This is a genomic window from Candidatus Frankia nodulisporulans (genome assembly GCF_902806475.1).
Taxonomy (GTDB): Bacteria; Actinomycetota; Actinomycetes; order Frankiales; family Frankiaceae; genus Frankia; species Frankia umida.
Genome location: NZ_CADCWS010000022.1, coordinates 24,583 through 31,024 on the forward strand (window position 1 = coordinate 24,583; position 6,442 = coordinate 31,024).

Here is a 6,442-nt window from a genome sequence, read left to right on the forward strand (position 1 = left end):
TCGTCACCGGACCGGCTGGTGCTCGCCGAGGGTGGCGCTGAGCGCCACCCTCGGCGGCATCACCACCTGCATCATCCTGCTGCGGCCCACCGCGTTCGACCAGTTCCGCGCCTGGAACGTCGGCGCGCTCGCCGGGCGCGACCTGTCGGTGCTGTGGCCGATCCTGCCGTTCGTCGTCCTGGGCACCGCCCTCGCGTTCGGTCTGGCCCGGCCGCTGGGCGCCCTCGTCCTCGGCGACGACCTCGGACGGGCGATGGGAGCCCACTCCGGGCGTACCCGGGCCCTGGCCGGACTGTCGATCACCCTGCTGTGCGGGGCGGCGACGGCGGCCGTCGGACCGATCAGCTTCGTCGGACTGATCATCCCGCACATCGTCCGCCCCTTCACCGGCGCCGACATCCGCTGGCTGTTCGTCTACTCGACGATCCTGGCCCCCGCCCTGGTGCTGCTCGCGGACGTGCTCGGCCGGGTCGTGGTCAGCCCCGCCGAACTCGAGACCGGCGTCGTCACCGCCTTCGTCGGCGCCCCCGTCTTCCTCCTGCTCGCCGGTCGCCGCAAGGCCAGCCGCACGTGAACACCCGGTTCACCGTCGACCGGCGGTCCGCGACGTGCTGCGTGGTGCTGCTCGCCGTGGCCCTCGCGGTCGGGGCGTACACGCTCACCGTCGGGGAGCTGCGCATCCCGCTGGTGGACGTGCTGCGCTCCCTCGCCGGTGGCGGTCCGCCCGCCGACGCGTTCATCGTCCGGGACCTGCGCCTGCCGCGGGTGCTGTGCGCGCTGCTCGCCGGTGCCGCGTTCGGGGCCAGCGGTGCCCTGTTCCAGAGCCTCACCCGCAACTCGCTGGGCAGCCCGGACGTCATCGGCTTCGAGACCGGTGCCGCCGCCGGCGCGCTCACCGTCGTCGTCCTGCTGCACGGCGGCGCCGCGCAGGCGACCCTCGGCGCCGTCGCCGGTGGCCTGGCCACCGCCGTCGCGGTCTACCTGCTGGCCCTGCGCGGCGGGGCGACGCCCCACCGTCTGATCCTCATGGGCATCGGCATGAACACGATGCTCGTCTCCTTCACCGCCTGGATCGTCGCGCACGCCGACCAGCAGGACGCCCTCGCCGCCCAGGCCTGGCGGATCGGCAGCCTCGGGGAACGTGCCTGGTCGGACGTCTACGCCGTCGCCCTGCCCCTCGCCGTCGCCCTGCCGGCGGCCCTGCTGCTCAGCCGCTCCCTGAACCTGCTCGCGATGGGTGACGACCTGGCCGCCTCCCTCGGCGTCCCGGTGGCCCGCCGCCGCCTCCTGCTGATCGCGGTGGGTGTCCTCCTGGCCGCCGCCGGCACCGCCGCGGCCGGCCCCGTCGCGTTCGTCGCCCTCCGCCGCACCCCAGCTGACCCGCCGCCTGACCCGCTCACCCGGCGCCGGCGTGCTCGTCTCGGCCTGCGGGGGAGCACTGCTGCTGGTCGCCGCGGACCTCGCCGCCCAGCGCCTGTTCGCCCCCACCCAGATCCCCGTCGGCGCCGCCACCGGTGCCCTCGGTGGCCTCTACCTCGTCTGGCTCCTCGCCCACGAATCCACCTCCCGCCGCCTGCGCCTCACCCTCCGCCCCCTCCGCGCCCGCCGCGCCTGACCCGCGCTTTCCGTGCTTCCCCGTGCTTCCCCAGGTTCCCTGCGCTTCCCCAGGTTCTCCGCGCTTCCCCGTGATCGGGGTCATCGTTGTCGGCGGTGGAGGCCGTGATTGGCGCGCATGCCGAGGGTTAGTCGGTCGCACGCCGAGGGTTGTTCCGGATTCTGGGCTCGATTTCCCGAACAAGCCTCGGCATGAGGCTGGAAGCGTGGGTTTTTGGCCTCGCCGGTCGCCGGTCGCCGGTCGCCGGTCGGTCCAGGGGCTGGGGTCAGGTGGCGAACGCGGCCAGGTGGGGGCGTAGGACGTCGACCCAGGCCTGGTAGCCGTCGCCGGTGAGGTGCAGGCCGTCGAGGGTGCAGGTGCGGCGCAGGGCGCCGTTGGTGTCGGCGAGCGCGGGCCACAGATCCACGTAGACGCCGCCGACCTGGGCGGTGATCCGGCGGTAGTGGTCGTTGAGCCGGCCGATGCGCTCGGCGAAGGTGGCGCCGCGGGGCATGACACTGTTGACGATCAGGGGTGCGGTGGGCGCCCGCCTGCGCAGCGCCAGCACCAGGTCGAGCATCCGGGCGGCGATGTCGCCGACCGAGGCCGATCGTCGGGTGCCACTGAGGTCGTTCGTGCCGATCAGCAGACAGATCGCCCGGGGGTCGTGGATGGAGCTGTCGAGGCGGGCGAGCACATCGGCGATCGTGTTGCTGGCGATGCCGCGATTGGCGGTCGGCAGGTCCGGGAACCACTCGTCCCACAGACCCCACTCGGTGATGCTGTCTCCGAGGAAGACCACGCGGTCCGGTGTCGGGGGCAGGGCCGCGAACTGGGACCGACGCGACTCCATGATGGTTGCCGTCGCCCGGCGGACCAGCGGGCCGAACGGTGATGTCAGACGATCGTTGTTCACGTGAGGATTCTCCGCACACAGCGGTTCCCGGCGCAGCCATAACGACCACGCCGGGAACCGTCCTACCAGTGCTGTGCGACCCGAGCCGCGGGGCGAGCTGACCCGCGGTGGAACCTAACCCGCGGCGGACGGTGCCGTGGTACCCGACGGGGCCCCGGCCGAGGTGCGGTCGGTGGCCGCCGCCCCGGTGACGGCGCGCGGGGTGCGTACCCGGGCGGGGGCGCCGGCGAGACGTTCGGCGAGCGCGCCGAAACCGAAACCGAGCGTCAGCCACAGAAGCAGCTGGCTGATCACCGAGTAGAACCGGAACCGGAACAGCAGGTCGGCGTCGAAACCGGGATACACGATCGCACCCCTGGCATCGCGCAGCGGTTGCGGTGTCTCCGTGGCGAGGGTGCCGTACTCGGCCTTGTTCGACGCGAGATGCCCCAGCGGTGGCAGCAGTCCCATCGCCACGCCGACGAGCACGAAGAACACGACCGCGCCGAGCAGGCTCGCGTTCCAGGTGCCGACCCGTCCGGCCAGCCATCGCCCGGCGAACACGGCCAGCACCAGCGAGACCACCGACACCGCGACCATGGTCACGTACAGGATGCTGCGGTCGCCGATCGTCTCCTCGTGGCCGACCGCCGGCGGGTTCGCCGGGTACTTGGCGAACGGCACCAGGTACAGGCTCACGAAGCCCGCCCCGGCGAGCAGCCCCGCCAGCACCCGCGGCCGAATGCCCGGGTAGCGCCGCGAGACCAGCAGATAGGCGACGACGAACAGCCCGCCCATCGCGAGCCCGAACGCGGCCATGCCCACCCCGATGCCGATGTTGCTCTGCACCGAGCGGCTGAAGACCTCGGCCTCCTCATGCCCACCGCCCGCGTGCCCGAGCCCGGCGGCGTGGCTGAGTGCCTCCTGGGCGGCGTCCCGGCCACCCTCGTAGTCGATCGCGTCCTGGATGAAAGGCTCGGCGAAGATGCGGGCGAACACGAACGCCAGCAGCCCGCCGACCAGCCCCACACCCAGGCCGCGGTAGATGTAGCGAAGTTCCATCGCGGCAGCCCTCCCGCTCAGTGGCAGGGGAAGCCGATGAAGTGGCGCGCGTCGTGCACGAACTCGTGGATGTGGGTGTCCGACCCGAACAGCGAGGTCGCGCCCTGGTCGACGCCGATGAAGTACAGCAGCGCCAGCGACAGCAGCGCGGTGAGCCCCAGCGCCACCCGGCAGGCGGTCAGCGGGAGTGTGACGGAATGCTGCCGTGGTTCGGCGACAGGCGTGGTCATGAAGGATCCTCCTGGGGGATCGTGCGTCCCGGATGTTCGGACTCACCTGCGTTCGGGTCTGGCTCGCGACCCCTCCGCGGACGTGCGGACAGGCCGGTCACAGTGGCGCGACCGCGCCGGATTTCCACCGGCTTCCTCACACAGGCGATCGAAGTATGTGGTTAGCCCAGATCATTGTCAATGCAGCCAGCGGATACGGACTGTTTACGCCCTGTTCGTCCATGCGGCCGCGGGTCGCGGCCCTCCACGCGGTCACCCAGGTCGAGACCGCCACCGTGCTGCGCCAGATCGAGCAGCTCCGGTGGACCGACCGCGGGCCGCCGCCTCCGGCCCGTCCGATCATCGTGTGACGAGGGCTGTCCGTGCTGGCCACGCAGGTTGGATCCCGCCAGCTTCGATCGGCGTCAGACCGAGCGTGCCAGGCGCTGGCGGACCTTGCGGCTGATGTCCGTGGCCAGGACGTCGGCGACGTCGCCGAGGTCGGGCAGGAGCTCGGGCTCGGTGGTCAGGGCGCGAAAGACCAGGCCGACGGTGATGTCGTGGTCGGGTCGGTGCACGACGGTGATCGGGTCGCCCGCGGTGATCTCACCCGGCGTCCGCACACGCAGATAGGCGCCCGGGGTGGCGCGCCGGGTGAAGCGGGCGATGAGGTCGGGGACGTCCCAGAAGCCGGCGAACACCCGGCAGGGCACCCGCGGCGCGCAGACCTCGAACACCGCCGACCCGATCGCCCAGAGTTCGCCGATGCGGGCGCCGGTGACATCCAGGTCCACCGTGGTCAGGTTCTCGCCGAAGTTGTCCGGAAGGATCGGCCGGCCCAGCGTCTCGATCCACCAGGCGTAGTCCTCGTGGGCGAAGGCGTAACCAGCCCGGTCGACGCCGCCGTGGAAGCGCCGGTCGCAGATCGTGTCGCTGCCGAGACCTTCGGGTCCGGCCCGCACCGGCCCGCACCGGCCCGCACCGGGCCGCTGACCGGCCGCTTGTCGATACCGCTGCGGCCCATCTTCCCCGTCCACGCCCCGTCGCGAACGACGGCCAGATTGACCGTCAACAGACATCCCATGCGGTCAGCCCATCCGTCCAGCACCTGGTGTGGAGGCACGGTTCTCTCCACCCGCAGCGAACGTACCATCGTCGGTCGTGACCGAGGGTGCAGGTGTGGCCTGGCTCGGCGGTGAGTTCGTCGGCGGTGGCCCTCGTGTCAGGATGGTTCTCGCCGAGCAGCCGGCGGCGGCCCAGGGCATCCTCGAACAGGTCCCGCGCCTGCTCGTGCCTTCCCCGCTGGTCCAGGAGTTCGGCGAGCTCGTAGGCGGTGGACAGCACATCGCGATGATCCTCACCGAAGACGCGTTCGCGCTGGATGAGCAGGTCGTGCTGCGCGCCGAGCGCATCCCACGTGAAGGCCAGTGCCCTCGCGACCCGCGTGACCATCAAGGAAAGGACGAGCAGCGACTTCGAGCATTGCGGGCTCTGCTTTTTCCTGTTCGCAGGGTATCCGCGGTTCTTCGGCCTCTCGGATGAGCTGTACGTTTTCGAACCCGCTGCTCTGTGCGTATACCTGGAGTGAGTGGTGCTGCTTGACAAGGCGGTCGTGGTCGTTGCGGATCCGGTAGTCTCCCTGGATCGTTCATCAGTCTCTGCGGCATGAACCCGACGCGTTTTCTCAAGGTCCTCCGTCTGGATTTTGACGTTTTTCTGTATGGCGGTCCGGGTCTGCACGGTCATGGCCATATGCCGCTGGTGTCTGGCTCTGAGGTCGCGTCGCGGATAATCGGCGCCGGTGGCGGATGTGAAGCTTCCGGCCCACGCGAGCGGGCCGTCGAGGTTGTGGATCCCGGCGTTCGCCGACAGGTCGACCCGGGCGGCGGGGTCCGGGGAGTTGGTGTGGGCCCTGACCACGTTTGCGACGGTGATGAGGCGGGGTGCGCTGGGAGTGTGGGCGGGGCCGGTGACGGCGAGAAGGGTCGAGCCGACGTCCAGCAAGGCGATGATCAGGCGGGTGAGCTCCTCCTCGATCCCGTGAGAGCGGGCCGTGACGTGTCGCCGGTGTAGCAGTGGGTGCGCCTGGTCAGGTAGATGTTCGCGGTCGGGGGCCGCAGGTCGGGTGGGATTCTGTCGCACCACCAGGACAGCCGTTCGAAGGCCAGCCCGAGTGCCATCCCGGCGAGCACGTGATCACCGATCAGGATGTGCGCGGGAGCGCGGATACAGCCGGAGCTGGCATCGGGAAAGCGGTGCAGGACCATACCGCGACCATCCGGTGCCGTGGTGAGGCAGAAGTTCGGGAACGCCTGCGCGTCCTGGTTACGGCGAGGCGTCAGTGAGCGGGGAGAATCGAGAGCTGGCGAACAGGCGGTCATGTCAGGTCGCCACGTGAAATCTCCAGCGACCGGGGCCTGGCCCGGGCTTGGCCGGGGCTGCTCGCCTGGGCGCGGGCCTTCGTGCCGGGCCAACCATCAGGCGTGCGTTGCGGTGGGTCCTGGAAACGTGCGGGTTGGGGTAGAGCGGGGTGGAGTATCCTGCTGAGGCGGTGCCGTTACGGGGGATGCGGTGCGTGGGGGAGTCAGCTATGCGGGGGTTCGGGACGGGATACCGCGGGATGCCGGGTGCGGTCGGTGGGTTCGTCCGCTCGCCGGTCCACGGTATGGGGCAGTTCATGCT

9 protein-coding genes are annotated in these 6,442 nt (G+C 70.8%); 3 read left to right on the forward strand and 6 right to left on the reverse strand.

Annotation, left to right across the window (positions count from 1 at the left end; translation table 11 throughout):
- The first annotated feature begins 31 nt into the window (after window positions 1–31).
- Both G6R24_RS23170 and G6R24_RS24380 read left to right on the forward strand, forming a co-directional pair.
- Complete coding sequence (locus tag G6R24_RS23170; RefSeq protein WP_254592505.1) at window positions 32–574, forward strand: FecCD family ABC transporter permease; 543 nt, start codon at window positions 32–34, stop codon at window positions 572–574.
- Window positions 571–1,689 carry a FecCD family ABC transporter permease gene (locus G6R24_RS24380; RefSeq protein WP_217451581.1) on the forward strand — a complete coding sequence of 373 codons (1,119 nt, stop codon included), beginning with the start codon at window positions 571–573 and terminating at the stop codon, window positions 1,687–1,689. The genes G6R24_RS23170 and G6R24_RS24380 overlap by 4 nt, the downstream gene beginning before the upstream one ends.
- A gap of 191 nt (window positions 1,690–1,880) precedes the next feature.
- Here G6R24_RS24380 and G6R24_RS04390 read toward each other — a convergent pair whose 3' ends face one another.
- From G6R24_RS04390 to G6R24_RS04400, 3 genes are all read right to left on the reverse strand, one after another.
- Window positions 1,881–2,510 carry a GDSL-type esterase/lipase family protein gene (locus G6R24_RS04390; RefSeq protein ID WP_163547883.1) on the reverse strand — a complete coding sequence of 210 codons (630 nt, stop codon included), beginning with the start codon at window positions 2,508–2,510 and terminating at the stop codon, window positions 1,881–1,883.
- A gap of 114 nt (window positions 2,511–2,624) precedes the next feature.
- Window positions 2,625–3,551, reverse strand: a complete 927-nt coding sequence (locus G6R24_RS04395; protein WP_163547884.1) for a CbtA family protein — start codon at window positions 3,549–3,551, stop codon at window positions 2,625–2,627.
- 17 nt (window positions 3,552–3,568) lie between these two features.
- Window positions 3,569–3,781 carry a CbtB domain-containing protein gene (locus tag G6R24_RS04400; RefSeq protein ID WP_163547885.1) on the reverse strand — a complete coding sequence of 71 codons (213 nt, stop codon included), beginning with the start codon at window positions 3,779–3,781 and terminating at the stop codon, window positions 3,569–3,571.
- A gap of 221 nt (window positions 3,782–4,002) precedes the next feature.
- Here G6R24_RS04400 and G6R24_RS23175 point away from each other — a divergent pair, with 221 nt between their 5' ends.
- Complete coding sequence (locus G6R24_RS23175; RefSeq protein WP_263864009.1) at window positions 4,003–4,131, forward strand: hypothetical protein; 129 nt, start codon at window positions 4,003–4,005, stop codon at window positions 4,129–4,131.
- Between the two features lie 54 nt (window positions 4,132–4,185).
- On the opposite strand, the gene G6R24_RS04405 is transcribed toward G6R24_RS23175, so the two are convergent.
- The 3 genes from G6R24_RS04405 to G6R24_RS04415 form a co-directional block, all read right to left on the reverse strand.
- Complete coding sequence (locus G6R24_RS04405) at window positions 4,186–4,722, reverse strand: MOSC domain-containing protein (protein ID WP_391530759.1); 537 nt, start codon at window positions 4,720–4,722, stop codon at window positions 4,186–4,188.
- Window positions 4,723–4,828: 106 nt separating this feature from the next.
- Window positions 4,829–5,764 (reverse strand): tetratricopeptide repeat protein, encoded by a 936-nt coding sequence (locus G6R24_RS04410; RefSeq protein ID WP_163547886.1) that lies wholly within the window; start codon window positions 5,762–5,764, stop codon window positions 4,829–4,831.
- 8 nt (window positions 5,765–5,772) lie between these two features.
- Window positions 5,773–6,141, reverse strand: a complete 369-nt coding sequence (locus G6R24_RS04415) for a hypothetical protein (RefSeq protein WP_163547887.1) — start codon at window positions 6,139–6,141, stop codon at window positions 5,773–5,775.
- Between the last annotated feature and the right edge of the window lie 301 nt (window positions 6,142–6,442).

Coding starts and splice junctions, on each gene's coding strand:
- G6R24_RS23175 (WP_263864009.1), top strand. CDS start 4,003: ATGCGGCCGCGGGTCGCGGCCCTCCACGCGGTCACCCAGGTCGAGACC.
- G6R24_RS04395 (WP_163547884.1), bottom strand. CDS start 3,551: ATGGAACTTCGCTACATCTACCGCGGCCTGGGTGTGGGGCTGGTCGGC.
- G6R24_RS04415 (WP_163547887.1), bottom strand. CDS start 6,141: ATGACCGCCTGTTCGCCAGCTCTCGATTCTCCCCGCTCACTGACGCCT.
- G6R24_RS04400 (WP_163547885.1), bottom strand. CDS start 3,781: ATGACCACGCCTGTCGCCGAACCACGGCAGCATTCCGTCACACTCCCG.